Origin of the sequence: Methyloversatilis discipulorum (assembly GCF_000385375.1) — a bacterium.
In the GTDB taxonomy this organism is placed as follows: domain Bacteria; phylum Pseudomonadota; class Gammaproteobacteria; order Burkholderiales; family Rhodocyclaceae; genus Methyloversatilis; species Methyloversatilis discipulorum_A.
Genome location: NZ_ARVV01000001.1, coordinates 3,276,923 through 3,296,932, shown reverse-complemented (window position 1 = coordinate 3,296,932; position 20,010 = coordinate 3,276,923). Strand labels below are relative to the sequence as shown.

General features: G+C 68.4%; 12 protein-coding genes and 1 tRNA gene. 7 read left to right on the top strand and 6 right to left on the bottom strand.

The genetic code is table 11. From position 1 onward, the window contains the following. Positions 1 to 35: 35 nt before the first annotated feature. The gene (locus METRZ18153_RS0115440) at positions 36 to 671 is read right to left on the bottom strand and encodes a TetR family transcriptional regulator (RefSeq protein ID WP_020165580.1); all 636 of its coding nucleotides are present in this window, start codon (positions 669 to 671) and stop codon (positions 36 to 38) included. 218 nt (positions 672 to 889) lie between these two features. Then, a tRNA-Val gene (locus METRZ18153_RS0115435) sits at positions 890 to 964 on the bottom strand. A 104-nt stretch (positions 965 to 1,068) separates the two neighbouring features. On the opposite strand from METRZ18153_RS0115435, the gene gltX reads away from it, so the two are divergent. The 5 genes from gltX to METRZ18153_RS0115410 all read left to right on the top strand — a co-directional run bounded on the left by gltX (position 1,069) and on the right by METRZ18153_RS0115410 (position 11,852). Then, positions 1,069 to 2,466, top strand: a complete 1,398-nt coding sequence (gene gltX / locus METRZ18153_RS0115430) for a glutamate--tRNA ligase (RefSeq protein WP_020165579.1) — start codon at positions 1,069 to 1,071, stop codon at positions 2,464 to 2,466. A gap of 190 nt (positions 2,467 to 2,656) precedes the next feature. Continuing rightward, positions 2,657 to 3,724, top strand: coding sequence for a toll/interleukin-1 receptor domain-containing protein (locus tag METRZ18153_RS0115425; protein WP_029143810.1), 1,068 nt, complete (start codon positions 2,657 to 2,659; stop codon positions 3,722 to 3,724). 16 nt (positions 3,725 to 3,740) lie between these two features. Further along, positions 3,741 to 9,155 carry a CHAT domain-containing protein gene (locus tag METRZ18153_RS0115420; RefSeq protein ID WP_020165578.1) on the top strand — a complete coding sequence of 1,805 codons (5,415 nt, stop codon included), beginning with the start codon at positions 3,741 to 3,743 and terminating at the stop codon, positions 9,153 to 9,155. 20 nt (positions 9,156 to 9,175) lie between these two features. Continuing rightward, positions 9,176 to 10,321 (top strand): hypothetical protein, encoded by a 1,146-nt coding sequence (locus METRZ18153_RS0115415; protein WP_020165577.1) that lies wholly within the window; start codon positions 9,176 to 9,178, stop codon positions 10,319 to 10,321. Positions 10,322 to 10,418: 97 nt separating this feature from the next. Continuing rightward, complete coding sequence (locus tag METRZ18153_RS0115410; protein WP_020165576.1) at positions 10,419 to 11,852, top strand: mannose-1-phosphate guanylyltransferase/mannose-6-phosphate isomerase; 1,434 nt, start codon at positions 10,419 to 10,421, stop codon at positions 11,850 to 11,852. 36 nt (positions 11,853 to 11,888) lie between these two features. Here the strand turns inward: METRZ18153_RS0115410 and METRZ18153_RS0115405 are convergent, their stop codons facing one another. From METRZ18153_RS0115405 to METRZ18153_RS0115395, 3 genes are all read right to left on the bottom strand, one after another. Next, a complete protein-coding gene (locus METRZ18153_RS0115405) occupies positions 11,889 to 13,541 on the bottom strand; it encodes a methyl-accepting chemotaxis protein (RefSeq protein ID WP_020165575.1) in 1,653 nt (550 codons plus the stop codon). A gap of 75 nt (positions 13,542 to 13,616) precedes the next feature. Further along, entirely contained in the window at positions 13,617 to 13,772 is a 156-nt protein-coding gene (locus METRZ18153_RS21005) for a LiaI-LiaF-like domain-containing protein (RefSeq protein WP_019917143.1), read from the bottom strand. Beyond that, entirely contained in the window at positions 13,769 to 15,730 is a 1,962-nt protein-coding gene (locus METRZ18153_RS0115395; protein ID WP_232416063.1) for a CHASE domain-containing protein, read from the bottom strand. The genes METRZ18153_RS21005 and METRZ18153_RS0115395 overlap by 4 nt, the downstream gene beginning before the upstream one ends. Before the next feature lie 191 nt (positions 15,731 to 15,921). Here METRZ18153_RS0115395 and ettA point away from each other — a divergent pair, with 191 nt between their 5' ends. Continuing rightward, the gene (gene ettA, locus METRZ18153_RS0115390) at positions 15,922 to 17,586 is read left to right on the top strand and encodes an energy-dependent translational throttle protein EttA (protein WP_020165573.1); all 1,665 of its coding nucleotides are present in this window, start codon (positions 15,922 to 15,924) and stop codon (positions 17,584 to 17,586) included. On the opposite strand, the gene METRZ18153_RS0115385 is transcribed toward ettA, so the two are convergent. Next, positions 17,576 to 18,733 (bottom strand): GGDEF domain-containing protein, encoded by a 1,158-nt coding sequence (locus METRZ18153_RS0115385; protein WP_020165572.1) that lies wholly within the window; start codon positions 18,731 to 18,733, stop codon positions 17,576 to 17,578. The genes ettA and METRZ18153_RS0115385 overlap by 11 nt on opposite strands. A gap of 283 nt (positions 18,734 to 19,016) precedes the next feature. Here METRZ18153_RS0115385 and METRZ18153_RS0115380 point away from each other — a divergent pair, with 283 nt between their 5' ends. Next, positions 19,017 to 19,964 (top strand): PEP-CTERM sorting domain-containing protein, encoded by a 948-nt coding sequence (locus tag METRZ18153_RS0115380; protein ID WP_198291217.1) that lies wholly within the window; start codon positions 19,017 to 19,019, stop codon positions 19,962 to 19,964. Positions 19,965 to 20,010 lie beyond the last annotated feature (46 nt).

Sequence of the window (20,010 nt, the reverse complement as noted above, 5' to 3'; positions counted from 1 at the left end):
GGCCTTTTTTTCGTCGCTGAGGTTCAGTCCTGTGTTCAGGCGTAGGCGGCGGGGTCGGGCGCGTTGCGCAGACCGGTCAGGAAGGTGTCGACCAGCCAGGGCGCCCGGGCGCGCAGATCGAAATCGCGGCGTTCTATCCAGCTGCGCATCAGCCCGCCGATGAATGCGTGCATTGCCTCGGCGGTTTCCTTCGGCGGCAGGTGCGCCGGCAACTGACCCTGGCGCACGGCCGCCGCGAAGACCACTTCCAGCATGGACAGGCAGCGCGTGTGCGTCTCCAGTTCGCGCGAGCGCAGGCGATCAAAGTCGGGGCCGCCATCGAGCTTGCAGAACTTGATCTCGAACACCGACTGCACGCGTTCGCACTCGGCCAGCATGCGCAGCACGTGGATCGCATCGTTGCGCAGATAGCCCAGCGGGTCGTTGCCGGGGTCGGCAGCCAGATCGCTGAGCATGGCCTGCATCGGCGTGCTCACGCGTTCGCATACAGCTTCGAAAATGTCGGCCTTGTTCTCGAAATGCCAATACACGGCGCCGCGCGTATGACCGGCGCTCTTGGCGATGTCGTCCAGCGTGGTGCTGGCGACCCCCTTTTCGCGGAAGCAGCGCTCCGCCGCGTCGAGCAACTGAATGCGCGTCGCTTCGGCTTCTTCCTTGGTGCGTCTGACCATATGAGCTGTAAGGGATTTATACAAACAGACGTGAATGTATATTTTCTTCGCGCCCGCGTCAAAGTGGTGCAACAAGCTGCGAGGCGCGCAGCGTAACAGCGGCCATCGCGGCGTGCATGGCAAAAAGCTTGAAACGACGTGCTGTCGGCGCCGCCTAGGGCAGCGTGGCGTCGGGACAAAAGAAAAGGGCCCAGACCGTGAGGTCTGAGCCCTGAATGTGGTGGGCAGTAGTGGGATCGAACCACTGACCCCCGCCGTGTGAAGGCGGTGCTCTACCGCTGAGCTAACTGCCCTGTATTCGTGACAGGGCGCGAATACTAGCCGGTGAACGTCGGCGCGTCAAATGCTGTTGTGCGACGCGCTACAATCGCGCGCTCACTTTTACGTGTTTCCAGCCATGTCCCAGGTCGTTCGTACCCGCTTCGCCCCCAGCCCCACCGGTTATCTGCACATCGGCGGCGCCCGCACTGCGCTGTTCTCCTGGGCCTATGCGCGCCGGCATGGCGGCCAGTTCATCCTGCGCATCGAAGATACCGACGTTGCCCGCTCGACCCCGGAGGCGGTGCAGGCGATTCTCGACGGCATGAAGTGGCTGGATCTGGGCCACGACGAGGGCCCGTTCTACCAGATGCAGCGCATGGACCGTTACAAGGCGGTGATCGCGCAGATGCTGGAGCAGGGCCACGCCTACCGCTGCTACACCACGCCCGAGGAACTCGATGCGCTGCGCGAACGCCAGCGCGCCAACAACGAGAAGCCGCGTTACGACGGTCGCTGGCGCCCGGCGCCCGGCAAGACGCTGCCGGCACCGCCAGCTGGCGTACAGCCGGTCATCCGCTTCTGCAATCCGGTGGACGGCGTCGTCGCGTGGGATGATCAGGTAAAGGGCCGCATCGCCATCGCCAATGAAGAGCTGGATGACCTCATCATTGCCCGCGCCGACGGTACACCCACCTACAACTTCTGCGTCTGCGTCGACGACTGGGACATGGGCATCACCCACGTCATCCGCGGCGACGATCACGTGAACAACACGCCGCGCCAGATCAACATCCTGCGCGCCTTGGGTGCAACGGTGCCGCAGTACGCGCACCTGTCGATGATCCTCGGCGATGACGGGCAGAAGCTGTCCAAGCGTCATGGCGCGGTCAGCGTGATGCAGTACGACGAGGACGGCTACCTGCCGGAGGCGGTGATCAACTATCTGGCGCGTCTGGGCTGGAGCCACGGCGACGACGAAATCTTCTCGCGCGAGCAGTTCGTGCAGTGGTTCGATCTCGACCACATCACGCCATCGGCGGCCCAGTTCAACACCGAAAAGCTGCGCTGGCTCAACGCCCATTACATGAAGCAGGCGGACAACGCGTGGCTGGCCGCCGACGTCGCCAGCCGGCTGGCGCGCCGCGGTGTCGATCCGGAAGCCGGGCCCGCGCTGGAGCCGCTGATCGCGTTGTACAAGGATCGCGTGGCTACGCTGGTCGAACTGGCCGATGCGCTCGAAGCGTTCTACATCGACCTGCACGTGGCGCCCGAACTGCTCGCCCAGCATCTGACCGATCCCGCGCGCGAGGCGCTGCGCAAGCTGTCCGCCCGTCTCGAAGCGGCCGCCTGGGACAAGGCCGCGCTGTCCGCCGCGATCAAGGAAACCTGTACCGAGTGCGGCCTGAAGATGCCGCAGGTCGCAATTCCGCTGCGGGTGGCGCTGCTCGGCCAGCCGCAGACGCCGTCGATCGACGCAGTGCTCGAAGCATTCGGCCGCGACCGTGTGCTTGCCCGGCTGAGCCGCGTGCTCTGATCCGTTCACCGTGCGCGGAACATCTGCGCACGGACATTCCCGATGAGTGGCGCCGGCAGGTCCTGAACGGCCCGGCGCATCGTCCATCGGTCGGGGTGGTTCTCGTCTTGCATCGGGCATAGACTGAAGACGGATCCGCGGCTTCGAGGCTGAAGCCCGGACAGTCTGATGTCACAGTCCGGTACGGGCCATGAACCGCATCTTCATCAGCTACCGCAGTGCCGATGGGGCCAAGGACGCCAGCCGGCTGGCCGACGACCTCGGTCGCGTTTTCGGCGCCGACCATGTGTTCCTCGACCGGCAGGATCTGCGCGGCGGCAGCAGCTGGCGGCAGGAGATCGAACGCGCCATCGGCCACCGGCCCATCGTGCTGCTGCTGGTGACGCCCGGTTTCGCCGGCGCGCGTCACGCTGACGGGCGGCTGCGCATCGACGACCCCGACGATCCCGTGCGCATGGAAATCCAGTCGGCCATCGACGCCGGCGCAGTGCTGATGCCACTGCGCGTCGATGGCACGCCGATGCCGTCGGCCGCCAGCCTGCCCGAACCCCTGCGCGTCATCACCGAGCGCCACGCGCTGCCGCTGCGCACCGACGACTGGACCCGCCTCGATCTGCCGCGCATCGTCGCCGACATCGAGCGGCTGGGCGTGCCGCGTAGCGGCGCCACTGTGGCGGAGGGCGTGCGGCCGGTGCGCAGCAATGCACGTCGCTGGGCGCTTGCCGCCGTGGGCGTGCTGGCGATCACCGCGCTCGTCCGCCTTGCCGTCGAGGACGACGCCGAGCTGCCGCTGCCGCCCACCGCGGCCGGCGTCGACACCGCCACGCCGTCGCAACCGGCGGACGCCACGCAGCCGGTGGCTGCACTCGCCACCGACCGGCCATCGCTTGAGGGCCGCTGGCTGCTCACCACGCAGAACGGCGAGCGCATTCCGCTGCACCTGCGTCACCGTGACGACCGGCTGTCGCTGCGCTCCGAGCCGGTGCGCGTCGACAACGATCCTGCCTGGCGCGACTACATCGCATCGCTTGCCGCGATGGAGGGGCCGCCGCTCACCCATATCGTGTTTACCGCCGAGGGCGCCGTATTCGGCGAACTCGCCGATCTTGCCGTGCGTGTTGTCAGCGCCGACGGCAGCTTTCTCGTCGACAGCGGCAATCTCACGCTGCGTATCGGCCCGGAGCGCCGCGTGATGGCCGGCAAGGTCGAACTGAACAGTGGCGAACAGAATACGGTCGTGCTGTCGCGCCGACCCTGAACCGAGGAGACGGAACATGAGTGCAGCCCGATACCGCATACGCGGCACCGTCAGCGACGCGGCCACGCTGGACGCCGGCGCCGGTGTCGCGGTGCTGCACGGCCGCCGGCTGATTCCCGGCCGCGCGCGCGACGGTGTGACCGGCGAACTGGAGGTGGCTGCCGACGAGGTCGTGCGCATCGAACTCGACAACGGCTTCGTGCTGTGGAGCCGCACCGACGACTTGGTGCGCGAGCACGGCCGTCGTTCGGTGTCGCGTGATGGCGACAGCGCCTGGGAATTCGACGCGCTCGACACCGCCGCAGCGGCGCCGACCTCGCGCGGTCTGCTCGGGCTGGGCATTCGCGTGCTCGACTTCTTCGGCATCGATCTGAAGAAGAAGTCGGCCGCCGCGCTCGGCAAGTGGTTCGAGGAGAAGCGGCTCGGACGCGCGCCCAGCGTCTATCACTGCACGCTCGACGCCTTCGCGTTGACGCCGCTGGCCGCGCGCACGGCCATCGCCGTCGACGCTGGACCGCTGCTGGTTTTCCTGCATGGCACCGGCTCGAGCTGCGAAGGCAGCTTCGGCGGACTGTGGGACGCTGCCAATCGCGAGGGCGCCGCGCTGCGCCGCCGGCTCGGTGCGCGCTACGGCGAGCGGGTGTTCGCGCTCGAACACCGTTCGCTGACCGAGAGCCCGATCAGCAATGCGCTGGCGCTGGCCAAGCGCCTGCCCAAGGGGGCGGAGCTGCATCTGGTCAGTCATTCGCGCGGCGGCATGGTGGGTGAACTGATGTGCCTGGGCGAATGTCGCGGGCTGGACGCGGTCGTCGGCCGGCTCGATGAACTGTTCGCCGCCGACCGCACGCTGGCCGAGCAGATCGGCCTCGGCGCGCTCGACGATGCCGCCGAGGCGGCGCGCCACGCCGCCTATCAGGCCGATCGTGCGGATCTGGCGGCGCTGCTGGCGGAGCTGAAAGCCAAGCAGTTCCGCGTCAGCCGCTTCGTCCGCGTCGCTTGCCCGGCGCGCGGTACCACGCTGGCGTCCGGCCGCCTCGACCGCTGGCTGTCGGTGCTCGACTTCGTGTCCGGCAAGGCGCTGTTCGGCGACGCCGTCGACTTCCTGCTCGCCGTGGTGAAGGAACGCACGGATCCGCGCACGTTGCCCGGTGCCGAGGCGATGATGCCCGGCTCGGCGCTGACCCGGCTGCTCAATCACGCAGAACTCGAGACCGCTGCCGACCTCACGGTGATCGCCGGCGACGTCGAGGGCGAATCGCTGTGGCAGAAGATCAAGCTGCTTGCCACCGACTGGTTCTACGGAGCCGACCACGATCTGGTGGTGAACACCGGATCGATGAGCGGCGGGCTGCGCCGTCCGGCGAACGGCGCGCGCTTCGGTCGCGACGCGGGCGCTCAGGTCAATCATTTCCGCTACTTCGTCAACGAGAAGAGCGTGCGCTGGCTGGCCGCCGGCCTGCTGCGCGTCGAGGGTGACGATGCCGGTTTCCAGCCGATCGCCGAGGCGCCGCACGATCCGCCGCGCTGGCGCAGCGCGCTGGCGCGCAGCCAGAGTGCCGCCGAACCGCGGCCGCTGGCGGTGGTGTTGCCGGGCACCATGGGCAGCGAGCTGAGCGTCGACGGCGAACGCGTCTGGCTGGACTATCTCGCGCTGTTCAAGGGCGGACTCAAGCGCCTGCACATGGCGGCGGCGCAGGTCGAGCCGGGCGGACTGGTCGATCAGTTCTACGGGCCGCTGCTCGAATTCCTTGCGCGCAGTCACCGCGTCGAATTCTTCGCCTACGACTGGCGCCAGTCGGTGCGCGCTGCCGCAGCGCGGCTGGCCGAGCGGCTGGAGGCGGTGGTCGCGCGCGCCGAGGCGGAACAGCAGCCGGTGCATATCGTCGCCCACTCGATGGGCGGACTGGTGGTGCGCGCGCTGATGAGCGACGGCGGTCGCGGTGCGGCCGTGTGGGCGCGCATCACCCGGCTGCCGGGCAGCCGATTTCTGATGCTCGGTACACCGAACGCAGGCTCGCACGAGGCAGTGCGCTGGCTCACCGGTCACAATCCGACGCAGGCGCGTCTTGCGCTGCTCGACTTCACGCAGAGCACCACCGACATCATCGACCTGGTGCGCACCTACCCAGGCCTGCTCGAACTGCTGCCCTTTGCCGACAGCGATCCGGACTTCGCCGACGTGGCGCGCTGGGAGGCGCTGCGCAAGCAGCTCGGCGCGCGCTGGAAGCCGGCCGACGCGAAAACACTGAAGTCCGTGCGCGACACCTGGACGCAGCTGAAGGCGATCGCGGTCGATACGCGCGTTGTCCGCTACGTGGCCGGTTGCCAGCCGGCCACCGTCATCGACTACCGTGTCGACGATGTCGATGACCCCTGGTCGCTTGGCCGCAAGCGCATCGACTTCGTTGCGACCGCGCGTGGCGATGGCACGGTGAGCTGGGCCTCCGGCGCGCTGCCCGGCGTGCCCATGTGGTACGCCGAAGACACCGCGCACGACTTCCTGTGCGCGCAGACGCGCGCCTTCGACGGCTACCTCGACATCCTGACCACCGGCAGCACGACCCGGCTGCCGTCGGCGCCGCCGGCCAGCGCGCGCACGGGCGGCGCTGGCGAGGAGCTGTTCGTGCTGAAGCCGCTGCCGCCGGCCGACGGCATTCCGCAAGCGGCCGACATCGCCAGCTTCGGCTTCGGCGGCGGGACGCCGCCGCGTCGGGTCGAGCGAAGCACGCGCACGCCGATCACCGTGCGCGTACGCCACTGCGAACTGAGCTATGCGCGCCACCCGGTGATGGTCGGTCACTATGCCGGCGATACCATCGTCAGTGCCGAGGCGAGCATGGACCGGCGCATGCACGGTGCGCTGTCGCGCAGCCTGCAGCTGGGGCGCTATCCGGGTGCGGCAGGCACTCACGGCATCTTCATTCCGCGCGAAATGCACCAGCACCCGCAGGGCGCCATCGTGGTCGGCCTGGGCGAGGTGGGTGAGCTGAGCCCGGGGCTGCTGCAGGACGGCGTGCGCCGCGCGCTGCTCGATCTTGCACTGCAGGTGATCGAGTGGCCGGACGAGCGCTTCGGCCCGGCCGACGCGACGCGCAGCATCTGCGTGTCCACGCTGCTGGTTGGCACCGGTGCCGGCGGCATGCGCACGCGCGATTCGGTCGAGTCCATCCTGCGCGGCACCGGCGACGCCCAGCGCGCGCTGCGCGAGGGTGCGCTCGCCGGTCGCGTTGTCATCGGCGAGGTCGAATTCATCGAGCTGTACGAGGACATCGCCATCCAGGCCGCCGGCGCATTGCGCGAGGTGGTCGATGGTCCGCTGGCCGGCGACTTCGTATGGCCGGAGCAGGTGCTCGGCCAGGGTCACGGTGGGCGTCGTCGCGTCTGCTTCGACGAGGACGCGAGCTGGTGGCACCGCCTGGAGATATCCCACGACGCGCGTCGCGACGAACTGCGCTTCATCGCGCTGACCGACCGCGCGCGTGCCGAAATCAGCCTGGTCGGCGGCCAGCTGCAGCAGGTCGATGCCTTCGTCAGCCAGGCCTGCCGCTCCTGCGCTGCCGATGCCGACACGTCGCGCACGCTGTTCGAAATGCTGCTGCCGCACCGGATGAAGCAGCTGGCCCCGGAGCGGCGCAGCGTGGTGCTGCTGGTCGACGAGGTGTCCGGCCGTTTCCCGTGGGAACTGCTGGAGGACCGTTGGCAGGCCGGTCAGCGTCCGCCGGCCGTGGCCTCCGGCATGCTGCGCCAGCTGCGCACGTCGCAGTATCGCGAGCGACCGCTGGGTGCGACACGCGCCAGCGCACTGGTGATCGGCGATCCGGCGCCGCTGGGCCGCGGGTTTTCCGCACTGCCGGACGCCGCCGCCGAGGCGCGTGCGGTGGCCGGCGTGCTGTCGTCCGGCGGTTGCGCGGTGACCGAGCTGATCCACGCCGAAGGTCGCGCCATCATGGCGGCGCTGCACCAGGACGCATGGCGCATCCTGCATCTGGCCGGCCACGGCGTTCACGAGTACGTGGTGCCCACCACCACGCCAGCGGAGGGCGGCGGCGGCACGCGCAAGGTGTCCGGCATGGTGATCGGCGACGGCTGGTTTCTGACACCCGGCGACGTCGAGCAGATGCGCTACGTGCCGGAACTGGTGTTCATCAACTGCTGCCATCTCGGCAATACCGGCGGCGACGATGCCGGCGGCTCACCCGACCTCAATCGACTGGCCGCGAACCTGGCGACGCAGTTCATCCGCATGGGCGTGCGCGCCGTCGTCGCCGCAGGCTGGGCGGTCGATGACGCGGCCGCGCGCTGTTTCGCCGAGACCCTGTACGGCAGCCTGCTCGATGGCCGTGGCTTCGGCGACGCGGTGCGCATCGCGCGCGAGGCGACCTGGACCCGTCACCCGAAGGTGAATACCTGGGGCGCCTACCAGTGTTACGGCGATCCGGATTACCGCCTCGACCCGACCGGCCCTGCGCGCCGCGACAGCGCGCCGCCGCCCTTCACTACACCGTCCGAACTGGTGGTGCAGATCGACAACCGCAGCAGCGCGCTGATGAGCGGCGGCGCTGCGGCGAACGGTGGCGATGCCGATCCGTCGGCCTGGCTCGACAGCTACACCGCGCGCGTGCCGGCCGCCGCCCGTGCCGCCTGGCTGGCGCGCGCCGACGTCGCCGCGGCGATCGGTCTCTGTTTCGGCGAGTCCGGCCATTACGCGCTGGCGGCGCAGTGGCTGGACCGCGCGCGCGAGGCTGACGACGGTGATTGCCCGCTGCGCGTGCTCGAGCAGTCGGCCAATTTCAGGGTTCGGGCGGCCGACGACGAGTGGGCGCTGATGCGCGAGAAGCGCGGTGACGTAACCGACCTGGTTGCTGGCATCCGGCGCGCCATCGCCGACCTCGAACTGCTGACGCCGTCGGCCAAGCGTTGCGCGCTGCTCGGCAGTGCACACAAGCGGCTGGCCTGGATGCTGGACGGCGACGCGCGGCTGGCGGCGCTGGCCGACATGGCGAAGCACTACGGGCGGGCGTTCGAGCTGGCCGCGCGCAACGAGGGGCAGACCGTGGACAGCTATGCCTTCGTCAATCTGTGGACGGCGCGACTGCTGCATGCGCGGCTGAGCGGTGCGGTACTGCCGGCGGATGACGCGCGCACCGTCCGCGACGGATGCGAGCGCGTGCAACGGGATGCCGCCGCCCACCCGCATCCGGACTTCTGGAGTACGGCCGTGGTCGGCGACTGCGAACTGCTGTGCGCCTTGCTCGACGGGCGACTGGCTGCCGCCGAACAGGCGAGCATCGTCGGCGCCTATCGCGCCGCCTTCGGCCGCGGCGGCAGCGCAAGAGAACGCGCGTCGGTGCTCGATCAGGTCGATTTCCTGATCGACCTGGGCGTGCTGCGTAGCGGCCTGAAAAAGGTGCGTGAGGCGCTCGGCGCCTGACCGGGACTCAAGGAGGACACATGGCCAGCGGACTGAAGTACGCGGACGACTACCTGATCGGCGGCCCGGCGCGCGCCCGCGTCACGCCCAACTTCCAGCTGTCAGAATACGCGCGCGCCGACGGTACGGTGCGCGTGCATCGCGAGCTGCTGGCAGCGGTGCAACGGGTACGCGAAGAGCTCGGGACGGGCGTCAGCATTGCCGGCGTTGTGCCGCGCGGTGGTCTGGGCGCAGGGATCGAGGGGCGCTTCGTCTGGCTGAAAGCGGCCGATCCGGCCGCACTGGCCGACGCCGCCCGCCGTGTCGCGCGCGACGGCTGGCTGGCGCGAGTCGAACCGCGCGGCGAGCAGGTCTATGTCGAGATGCACGACCCGTCCAAGCTGCCAGCGCTGTCCGCCGAGCGCGCGCTCGACCTCGCCATCGCGGTGACGGCGGCATTCGAAACCAGCGGCGATCCCTATCTGCAGGTGACCGGCAATTTCGACGGCGCCGGTCTGTCCTTCGGGCCGCTGCAGGTCAATCTGGGCACCGGCACGCTGCAGGAGCTGTTCCGCCGCTTCGCGGCGCGCGACGAGGCGACGCTGCGCGCCTGCTTCGGCGCGCTGTGGGACGAATGGCAGCGCATGCTGCGCCTGCCGTCGCGCGCGGCGCAGGTGCGCTGGGCCGATGCACTGAGCCGCGGTCCGCGCAAGGCCGCTTTCGATCCGGCGTGGACGAAGGCGCTGCAGGCAGTCGGCCGGCAGCCGGTGTTCCGCGCCGAATGGCTGCGCTACGCCTACGACACCTACGGTCGCAAGCTGGTCGTCGCGCTGGCCTGGCTTAAAGGCGTGCGGCCGATACCGATACGCAATTTCCGCTGCCTGGCCGCGCTGTACGACCTGTGCGTGCAGCAGGGCAGTCTGGACAAGGCGCACGCCGCCATCCGCCGGCGCATCGAGCGGGAGAACCCGCAGGACGAGTTCGCGCTGACCCGGATCGCGGTCGAGGAGCGCGGCCGGACCGCCAATGCGCAGTGGCGCGCCGACTGCATCAGCCGCCGGCTGTGCATACTGGAGCGCGAGCCGGTCAGGGTGATCGAATCCGGCCAGAGCGCACAGCGCGACAATCCGCAGCTCCATCTGCTGCGCAACGCGCCGGTGCACCAGATGGAGCGCTGGCTCGCCTGAACTGCGGCCTGCACACCGGCTGTAACGGATTTATCGCAGACGGCGCGCAGGCGTCGCTTAAACTCGGGCGCTTCCGACATCCTTTCAGGTTTCCGTCATGTCCCTGCAGCCCGTCATCCTGTGCGGCGGTTCCGGCACCCGCCTGTGGCCCCTTTCGCGCGAACGCTATCCGAAACAGCTGCTGCCGCTCGATGGTGACAACACGCTGCTGCAGGACACTGCGCTGCGCGCTGGCGCACCCGGCATCGAACTGGCGCCGCCGCTGGTCGTCTGCAACGAGGAATACCGCTTCCTGACGGCCGAACAGCTGCGTCAGATCGGCGTGCATCCGGCCGCGCTGCTGCTCGAACCGGTTGGCCGCAATACCGCGCCGGCGCTGGCACTTGCCGCGCTGGCCGCAGCCGGCCCCGACACCGTGCTGCTGGTGATGCCGTCCGACCACGTGATCCGCGACACCCCGGCCTTCCGCGATGCGGTGGCCATCGGCGCGGCGCAGGCGGAGCAGGGCGCGGTGGTCACCTTCGGCATCACGCCGGACCGCCCGGAGACGGGCTATGGCTATATCAAGGTCGGTGCCGCACTGGCCGGCAGCCCGGCGCGCACGCTGGACCGCTTCGTCGAGAAGCCGGACGCGCCGACCGCGCAGTCCTACCTGGAAAGCGGCAACTATCTGTGGAACGCCGGCATCTTCATGATGAAGGCCGGCGTGGCGCTCGATCTGCTGAAGCGTTTCCGTCCGGACATCGAGGCGGCCAGCCGCGCCGCCTACGAGGGCGGCGCCGCCGATCGCGACTTCTACCGTGTCGACAAGGCCGCCTTCGCCGCCTGCCCGTCCGATTCGATCGACTACGCCATCATGGAACCGCTGGCCGCCGGCGAACCGCGTGTGGCGCCGGCGGTGGTGGTGCCGCTGGATGCCGGCTGGTCCGACGTCGGTGCGTGGGATGCGCTGTGGCAGGTGGCCGACAAGGACGCCGACGGCAATGTGGCGCGCGGCGACGTGCTGCTGCAGGACACCTCGGACAGTCTGGTGTTCGCCGAAACCCGCATGGTGAGCTGCCTCGGCCTGAAGGACGTGGTCGTGGTCGAAACCAGTGACGCGGTCATGGTGGCGGCCAAGGACCGCACGCAGGACGTCAAGCGCATCGTGACCGAGCTGAAGGCGAGGAAGCGCCCTGAGGCGGAAAACCACCGCAAGGTGTATCGCCCGTGGGGCTATTACGATTCGATCGACGCCGGCCCGCGCTTCCAGGTCAAGCGCATCGTCGTCAATCCGGGCGCTTCGCTGTCGCTGCAGATGCACCACCACCGCGCCGAACACTGGATCGTCGTGAGCGGCACCGCGCGCGTGACCTGCGGCGACAACGTGCTGCTGCTGTCGGAGAACCAGTCCACCTACATTCCGCTGGGCACCACGCACCGGCTGGAGAACCCGGGCAAGCTGCCGCTGGAAATGATCGAGGTGCAGTCCGGCAGCTATCTGGGCGAGGACGATATCGTCCGCTTCGAGGACACCTACGGTCGCAAGTGAGGGCGCCGGCCCGCGCGAGCGGGCCGTGTCGCCGGATCAGACGACGAAGGTTTCCAGCCGCTGCCGCATCGACTGCGACAGCGCGTTCATCGCGTCGGCCGCGTGGCTGACCTGACGCACGGCCGCGCTGTTGTGCTCGCTCATGCCGGCGATGCGCTCGACCTGCTGCGCGATGCTCTCACTGGCGCTGGTCTGTTCGCGCAGCGCACGTGAAATCTCGTCGGTGGCGCCAACCGCGTTGCGCGATTCGCTCTTGATGTCGTCCATCGCCTGCGCTGCCTGCTGCGTCGAACTGCCGATCTGATCGAACTGCGACACCAGTTCCTGCATGCTGGTACGCGTCTGTTCGGTCACCGACTGCACGTTGCCGACCACGCTGTCGATCTGTTTGGTCGCTTCGGTCGTGCGCTCGGCCAGTTTGCGCACCTCGTCGGCCACCACCGCAAAACCGCGGCCCTGTTCGCCGGCGCGTGCCGCCTCGATTGCGGCATTGAGCGCCAGCAGATTGGTCTGGTCGGCGATACCCTTGATGGTGCCGGCGATCTCGCCGATCTGTTCCACCTGGCGGCTCAGTTCTTCCATGCCGCCGGCGGCCGCCTGTACGTCTACCGCGGCGTCGCGCATCGACGACGCGGTGGTCTCGATCACGTTGCCGCCGAAGTCGGCGCGCTCGAGCGAACTGCGCGACACGTCGCGCGCGTGACCGGCGCTTTCGCTGACGTGGGCAACGCTGACGGCGAGCTGTTCGGCCGCCGCGGCCATGCTCGAGGTCGAATCGTTCTGCTGTGCGACGGCGTCGGCCAGCGTGTCGACCGAGCCGTGCAGCGACGAGGAGTGGCTGGCGACCTGCTGCGCGTTGTCGCGCATCGATTTCAGGGTTGATTGCAGCTCGGCGAACAGCGCATTGATCGACGCGCCGGCCGCCGACAGCTCGTCGCCACGGCTGTCGGGCGCGCGTACGGTAAGGTCCATCCGCGCCCGTGCCTGCCCCAGCGCGCCCTGCAGCGACGAAAGACTGGTGGTCAGACGGCGCAGCGTCAGCACGATGCCGACGATCAGCAGCAGCGACAGCACGGCGATGGCGACGCTCAGCGTGATCAGGCCGGTGCGGTAGAGCGCGCTGGTGCGGGCACGCGTGTCGTCACCCAGCGCCTTCACGTCCTGTTCGATCAGCCGGGTCAGCGCGGTCATCGCTTCGGTCGCGCTGCGGTCTATGCCCTTCACCGCGCGGTCGACCTTCTTGCCGGATTCGGGATCGGCGGCGTCGAAGTCCTTCAGTGCGGTGACGTAACGCTCGTGCATCGCAGCGTGCGCGGCGGCAAGGGCTTTCACCTCGGCGACGCGCGGCGATCCTTCCGCCTGCAGTCGGCCGGCGATGTCCTGCAGGCGCGACGACACGTCCTGCGCATGCTTGCCGAAGCTCTTGCTGTAGCGCTGGAACTGCTCGACGTCGTTGCCGCGGATCAGGATGTTCTTCCATTCCTGCACCTGGGTCTTGAAATCGATGCTCGCGTTCTGCACGTCGAGGCCAATGGCGACCGTGCGCTGCAGACGCGCCAGATCGTCGCCGACGCCGCGGTCGAGGCGGTAGAGCTGGAGCAGGCCGAAGCCGCCGGCGGCCAGCAGTCCGGCGAGGGCGACGAAGCCGAGGGCCAGCAGGCGGCCGCGCAGTGTTTTCAGTCCGTTCATGTCGGGCACTCCAGAGGCAAGTGCCTGAATATCGGGAGAAAACGTGGAATCTTTAACGGTTGGCGCCGGACGGCGCTACTTGCGCTTGATCAGGCCGGCGACGCCGGCGGCGATCAGCAGGGCCGGCCACCAGGTGCCGAACAGTTCGGCCAGCTCGCGCAGCGAAAACAGGTTGAGGTTGGAAGCCAGCAGCAGTGCGCCGATGACGATGAGGCCGATCGATCCGATCATTGCTTGTCCTTGTTGTCCGGGGCGGTCCAGACCGCGATGGTATTCCGTCCGGCTGCCTTTGCTGCGTACATCGCCTGATCGGCACGGGCGACCAGGGTGTCGAAGTCGTCGCCGTGGTCCGGGCACATCACGACGCCCAGGCTGGCGGAGATCTGCGCCTGCCCCTGTTCGAGCGTGAAGGGCTCGCCGAGACGCAAGCGTATTTTTTCCGCCACCGCGCAGGCGGCCTCGATCGAACCGGTTTCCGGCAGCAGGGCGACGAATTCGTCGCCGCCGTGGCGGGCCAGCGTATCGGCTGCGCGTAGGCAGGCGAGCATGCGACGGCTCGCTTCGATCAGCACCTCGTCGCCGGCGTGATGCCCCATCCGGTCGTTCACCTCCTTGAAGTGGTCGAGGTCGATGAACAGCAGGCAGAAACGTCGCCGGTAGCGCTGCGCTGACGTCAGCGTCCGGTTCAGTCGCTCCACCAGCAGCGAGCGGTTGGGCAGACCGGTCAGGCTGTCGTGCGTGGCCAGCCAGGCGATCCTCGCCTCGTCGGCCTTGCGTTCGCTGATGTCGGCCATGACGATGATGGCGCCGGTGACGCGGCCGGCGCCGTCGGTGCGCGGCACGCCGGAGGCGAGCACGGCGACTTCGCCGCGGTCGCGGCTCTGCAGCGTCAGTTCCATGCGCACGGTGTCGCCGCCGAGCAGTGCGTCCGCCATCGACTGCAGCGCATGCCGGTTGCCGTCGAAGGCCAGTTCGCCGAGCGAGCGGCCGCTGACGTCGCGCGCGTCGAGGTTGAGCATCCGGTGCAGGCCCGGGTTGGCATATTCGATGCGGCCCCGTGGGTCGAGCGCGAGGATGCTTTCGCCGGACAGATTGACCAGGGTCGAGTACAGCGCTTCGCTGCGCGCCAGCGAAGCGCCCAACTCGGCCAGCCGAGCGGCCCGGCGGCGGGCCAGTCCGAGGCTGGCGGTCAGTGCCACCACGAGTACGCCGAACAGCACGACCAGCGCCAGTTCGGTGTGCCAGCGATCGACGTCGGCCGCCGCCTCCTGCCGCTGCTCGAACACCAGCAGCCAGCGCCGTCCGTCGATGTCGCGCGAAATGGAATGCGTCGGCGCGTCGAAGCGGACCGGATCGGTCGGGTGGCTGTCGAACAGTTGCGCTTCGGGTTCGGCGGAGCTGCCGTCGTAGATGCGCAGGCGCAAGGAGGGTTGCATGCGACCCAGTGTGCCGGCCATCAGGTCGAGCATGCGGAAGGGGCTGTACACCCATCCGCTGAGCGCCGCCGCGCGTTCCGTCTCGGTGCCGGTGGGCAGGCCGCGGCGGTAGGCGGGCAGATAGAGCAGTACGCCGGTCTGGATGTCGCGGTCGGCTTCCTGGATCAGCCTGACCTTGCCGGTCAGCGCCGCTTCGCCGGTCAGTCGGGCACGCTGCATCGCCTCGCGGCGTACCGGCTCGGACAGCATGTCGAAGGAGATGGCGCGCTGATTGCGCCAGTCCTGCGGTTCGAGATAGACGATGCTGCTGTACTCCGGGCGTTTGCCCGGCGGACGGATGCTGTAATCGGCCTGGCCGCGGGCGCGCATCGACGCGATGTGGCTGTCCAGATCCTCCGCTTTCACGTAGGCGGAGAAGCCGACGCCCTGTATGCCGGGAAAGTCCTCCTGCAGCGACAGTGCGCCGACATAGGTTTTCCAGTCCTCGTGCGTGACCTCGTCCGACGCGTCGAACAGCGCGCGTGCGCCGCGCAGCACCTGACGGTAGGCGCGCATCCGTTGTTCGACCTGCTGCGTGATGTCGCGCGCCTCGAAGGCCAGACGTTCGTCGACGCGCTCGCGGTGCCGGCGATCCATCTCGTTCCACACCAGATAGACGGCCAGCGTTGCGCCGAGCGTGGCGAGCAGCACGGGCAGACCGATCTGCCAGACAGAACGGTCCGTTGAAGCTCGCGTGTCGGGCGCTGCGCTCATGTCGGGCATTGAACCTGCATTTTCCGGGCATGTCACCAAACTCGGGGCGGCCGCGGTGCGCCGCAGTGAGCTTTCTGGTGCGTCAAGCACTTATCGACCGCCAGCAAGCCCGTCTTGACCCCGTCCGGCGGACCAATGCCGGTACCCCGGCGTATACTTGCGCCCTTTCCCTGTCGGTGCAGTTGCAGAAAATGGCCCAATACGTGATGTCCATGCTCCGCGTGAGCAAGGTGGTTCCCCCGAAGCGCACGATCATCAAGGACATATCGTTGTCCTTCTTTCCCGGCGCCAAGATCGGCCTGCTCGGCCTGAACGGTTCGGGCAAGTCGACGGTGCTGCGCATCATGGCCAACGCCGACCGCGAGTACGACGGCGAGGTGCAGCACCAGCCCGGCGTGCGCATCGGCTATCTGCCGCAGGAGCCGGAACTGGACGCGGACAAGACGGTGAAGGAAGAGGTCGAATCCGGCCTCGGCGAAATCGTCGAGGCGCGCCAGAAGCTGGAGCAGATCTACGCCGCCTACGCCGAACCGGACGCCGATTTCGACAAGCTGGCGGAAGAGCAGGCGAAGTACGAAGCGGTGCTGGCGGCAGCCGGTTCCGACGTCGAGACGCAGATGGAGATCGCCGCCGACGCGCTGCGCCTGCCGCCGTGGGACGCGAAGATCGGCCCGCTGTCCGGCGGCGAGAAGCGTCGCGTGGCGCTGTGCAAGCTGTTGCTGTCCAAGCCGGACATGCTGCTGCTGGACGAACCGACCAACCACCTGGACGCCGAATCGGTGGACTGGCTGGAACAGTTCCTGGTGCGCTTCCCGGGCACCGTGGTGGCGGTGACGCACGACCGCTACTTCCTCGACAACGCGGCCGAGTGGATTCTCGAACTGGACCGCGGCCACGGCATTCCGTGGAAGGGCAATTACTCCAGCTGGCTGGACCAGAAGGGCGAGCGCCTGCGGCAGGAAGAGTCGCAGGAATCTGCGCGGCAGAAGGCGCTGGCGACCGAACTGGAGTGGGTGCGTGGCAATCCGAAGGCGCGTCAGGCCAAGAGCAAGGCGCGTCTGGCCCGCTACGAGGAAATGAGCAGCGTCGAGTACCAGAAGCGCAACGAAACGCACGAAATCTTCATCCCGCCGGGCGAGCGCCTGGGCGACAAGGTGATCGAATTCCACAATGTTTCGAAGGGCTTCGGCGACCGCCTGCTGATCGACAACCTGAGCTTCAGCATTCCGCCGGGCGCCATCGTCGGCGTCATCGGCCCGAACGGCGCCGGCAAGTCGACGCTGTTCCGGATGATCCAGGGCAAGGACACGCCGGACTCGGGCGAAATCGTGGTCGGCCCGACCGTCAAGATCGCTGCCGTCGACCAGACCCGCGACGGGCTGGATGGCTCGAAGACGGTGTTCGAGGCGGTGTCCGACGGCGCGGACATCCTGACTGTCGGCCGCTTCGAAATGCCCAGCCGCGCCTACATCGGCCGCTTCAACTTCAAGGGCGGCGACCAGCAGAAGATCGTCGGCAACCTGTCGGGCGGTGAGCGCGGCCGGCTGCACCTGGCCAAGACGCTGATTTCCGGTGGCAATGTGCTGCTGCTCGACGAACCGTCGAACGACCTCGACGTGGAAACGCTGCGTGCACTCGAGGACGCGCTGCTCGAGTTCTCCGGCTGCGTGCTCGTCACCTCGCACGACCGCTGGTTCCTCGACCGCATCGCCACCCACATCCTGGCGGCCGAGGGGGACTCGCAATGGACATTCTTCAACGGCAACTATCAGGAATACGAAGCCGACAAGAAGAAGCGACTCGGCGAAGAGGGCGCCAAACCGAAGCGCATCCGCTACAAGCCCATCAGTCGCTGATCACGCAGCGGTCGCGCCCTGCGGACTTCGCGCGATAGAGCGCGAAGTCCGCCCGCTCGACCGCGTGTTCGATCGACTCTCCCGGGCGGAACTGAGCCAGTCCTGCCGAGAATGTCACCTTGGCGGCGTCACTGGCGGCGACCAGCCTTATCTGCGCCAGTGCAGCGCGCACCCGCGTCATCGATTGATCGGCCTTCTGCGCCGGCGTGTCGGGCAGCAGCACCAGGAATTCCTCGCCGCCCCAGCGCGCCAGCACGTCCGACTCGCGCAGCGCGCCGGTCGCGGTGTCGGCGAAGCGCTGCAGCACGATGTCACCCGCCTTGTGTCCGTAGCTGTCGTTGATTCGTTTGAAGTGGTCGAGGTCGATCAGGCAGACGGTGAGCGGCGAGCCGGTCCGTTCCGCGCCCCTGGCCATCTGCGCGAACAGGTCGGTGATGTGGCGGCGGTTGGGCAGTCCGGTCAGGGCGTCGCGCGTGGCCAGTTCCTGTATGCGCGTCAGCGCCGCCTCGAGTTCGTTGCGCTGGGTGCGCAGGCGCGCCCGGATCGCCAGCAGCTGTTCGCTCAGCCGGCCCATGACCGCGAGGACCGCCGTCGTCAGCACGAAGTGCACCATTTCCACCTCGGCCGGGAAGTCGTCAGGGCGCAGCGCGGACAGCGTGAACATCGTCAGTCCGGTGCCGACGACGACGCACCCGTTGTAGATGCGGCGTCTCTTGCGGTCGAGATTGAAGATGCTGAACACGAGAGTGAGCGCGAGCAGCATCAGCAGCGCACCGCGGACCGGTGCGAACACGATGTAGGCGGCGGTGATCCAGGCGCCTGCCGCCATGATCTGCAGGAAGGTGAGCGAAGGATCGCGAAACCGCAGGTTCAGCCCGCTGCGCAGCGTGGCGTAGACGATGACCATCCAGACGATCATGCCGCCCTGCAGCAGGCGGGTGGCGACCGGGTCGGCCATGCCGTGCGCCAGCGCGTACTCGGCCAGCCCAATGCATATCACGTACACCAGCATGGACGTAAAAGCGCGGGATATGCGCAGGCGCTGACGCGGCTCGTCGTCCAGCACCAGAGTCAGCCAACGCGCGGGCGCGTGCCCCGGCGGGGGCGCGTCGAACGGCGGCTCAGGGCTGTCCTTTTTCGTGTCCATCCGTTCCTCGTCCGCAATGCCCGGCCGGCGTTGGCATCGGGCAGGCGGTGTGCACACCGCACTCATCTCGGGAACCAGCGTAGCGCCGCACAAAGTCGTTCTCGCTGCGCAAGGTCAATCTTCCCGATTTCGCAAGGTGTCTGTCTGTGAATTGGTGCCGCCGGTCAGGCGCTGCAGCTGCCGGTGCGCCGGCGGATCTCGCACGCTTCAGTTTGCGGCGGCGAGGGCGTACGCTTCGCGCTTCCATGCGCCGCGCCGTGTGCGGCCGTAACCGGGAGCCGGGATGATGATGCGGACTTTTCTTGCTGCGGCACTCGCAAGCCTGTGCCTGAGCGCGCCTGTGCGGGCGGTCGACGTGGTGTTCGACTACCGCTACGACAGCGGTGGCTTCTTCACCGACGACCGACGTGCCGTGCTCGACGATGTGGCGCGCCTGTTCAGCAGCAATCTCGACGACACGCTGGCGGCCATTGCGCCCACCGGCGACGACGTGTTCCAGGCCCGCATCTTCGATCCGGTCGATCCGTTGAACAGCACGGTGGTGGTGCCCGGGCTGACCGTGGCTGCCGACGAGATCCGCATCTTCGTCGGCGCGCGCGCCTTTTCCGGACAGACGCTGGGGGTGGGCGGGCCGGGTTTTCACGTGGCGAGCGGCAGCGGCGACTTCGTTGCGCTGGCCGACGGGCGTGGCGAGCCGGGGGCACTGACGTCGCCGCCCACCGACTTCGCGCCCTGGGGCGGCACCATCACCTTCGGCACCAACGTCGGCTGGTACGCCGACGACGATGTCGGCACCGTCGAGAACTTCGCCGGACTGTTCGACCTGTATACGGTGGCGGCGCACGAAACGGCGCACGTGCTGGGCATAGGTACCGCCGACAGCTGGTTCGCCCTGGTCAGCGACCGCAGCTTCATCGGCGCCAGCGCGACCGCGATCAACGACGGTGTCGCGCCGCTGCTGCGCAACGACGGCAGCGATGCGCATTTCGATACCTCCCTGCGGGCGGCCGCGAACGGTGTCGATCAGGTGCCGCTGCTGTCGCCGGTCATTCCCGCCGGCGCGCGCCGCTACATGACCGAACTCGACTGGGCGGCGCTGCGCGACATCGGGTGGGAGGTGGCCAGCCTGCAGGCGACCGTGCCGGCGCCGATACCCGAGCCGGCCACCTGGGGCCTGATGGCGGGCGGCCTGTTGCTGGTGGGCGCCTCCGCCCGACGCCGTGCGGCCTGATGCCACGGCGCGCCCGCTGCACACGGCGGTAAAGTCCGGCGCCGGA